A 1,412-nucleotide genomic window follows, 5' to 3' on the forward strand; every position below is an offset into this window, starting at 1 on the left:
GTGCACGGAGGCGCGGCGAACGTCGCCGACGTCTACCCGCTGGCCCCGCTCCAGGAAGGCCTGCTCTTCCACCACATCCTCGCCGACGGCGGCGACGACGCGTACGTCATGCCGGCCGTCTTCGAGTTCGACTCGAGGGAGCGCGTCGCGGCCTTCGCCGACGCCCTCCAGCGGGTCGTCGACCGGCACGACATCTTCCGCACCTCGCTGGTGTGGACCGGACTGCGCGAGCCGGTCCAGGTCGTCTGGCGCCACGCCACCCTGCCCGTGGCCGAGATCGACCTCGCCCCGCGGTCCGCCGACCCGGTGCGCGCACTCGTCGCCGCCGGCGGCGCACGCATGGACCTCGGCCGCGCACCACTGCTCGACCTGCACGTGGCCCCCGCGAGCGACGGGCGGCTGCTCGTGCTGCTGCGTATGCATCACCTGGTCCGCGACCACACCGCGCTGCAGATCGTCCTCGACGAGGTCGAGGCGATCCTCGCCGGGCGCGGCGACGAACTGCCCGAGCCGCTGCCCTTCCGCACCTTCGTCGCCCAGGTGCGCGGCGGAGTCGAACGCGCCGACCACGAACGCTACTTCACCGACCTCCTCGGCGACGTCACCGAACCCACCGCCCCCTACGGACTCGCCGACGTACGCGGCGACGGCTCGGACGCGCGCCTTGCCCTGCTGCCCCTCGAAGAGGACCTGACCACCCGCCTGCGCATTGCGGCACAACGGGCCGGTGTCAGCACGGCCACGGTGCTGCACGTCGCCTGGGCCCGGGTACTCGCCGCCGTCAGCGGCCGCGACGACGTCGTCTTCGGCACCGTCCTGCTCGGCCGGATGAACGCCGGCCGCGGCGCCGACCGCGTGCCCGGCCCCTTCATGAACATGCTCCCGGTCCGCGCCCGCACCGGTGAGCTCGGAGTGCTGGAGGCGCTGTCCGCCCTGCGCGGACAGCTCGCCGAACTCCTCGAACACGAGCACGCACCGCTCGCCGTCGCCCAGCGCGCCAGCGGGGTCACCGGCGACACCCCCCTGTTCACCTCCTTCCTCAACTACCGGCACAATGTCGGCCAGGACGCCGAGGCCAGCTGGGACGCCGCTCTGGACGGCATACGTCTGCTCTTCGCCCGGGAGATGTCCAACTACCCGCTGGCGCTCGTCGTCGACGACAACGGCGACCGCATCAGCCTGTCCGTCGACGCGGCCGAACCCATCGACCCCGCGGCCGTGACCGCCCTGACCCGAACGACCGTCGAACACCTCCTGCACGCCCTGGAATCCGCGCTCGACGGCGGGCCCGACCTGCCGCTGCACACGATCCGGGTGCTCGGCGAGCAGGAGCGCGGGCGGGTGCTGGTGGAGTGGAACGACACGGCGGTCGAGGTGCCGTCCGGTTCGCTGCCGGAGCTGTTCGAGGCGCA

The 1,412-nt window shown here is 72.7% G+C and carries 1 protein-coding gene; it reads left to right on the forward strand.

Features of this window, described 5'->3' with window-relative positions; genetic code table 11:
* Positions 1–1,412 (forward strand): condensation domain-containing protein (locus ACIRS4_RS36990; RefSeq protein WP_404204467.1); only part of this gene is annotated, 1,412 nt, incomplete at both ends.

Source organism: Streptomyces sp. NPDC101166 (assembly GCF_044768125.1).
GTDB lineage: Bacteria > Actinomycetota > Actinomycetes > Streptomycetales > Streptomycetaceae > Streptomyces.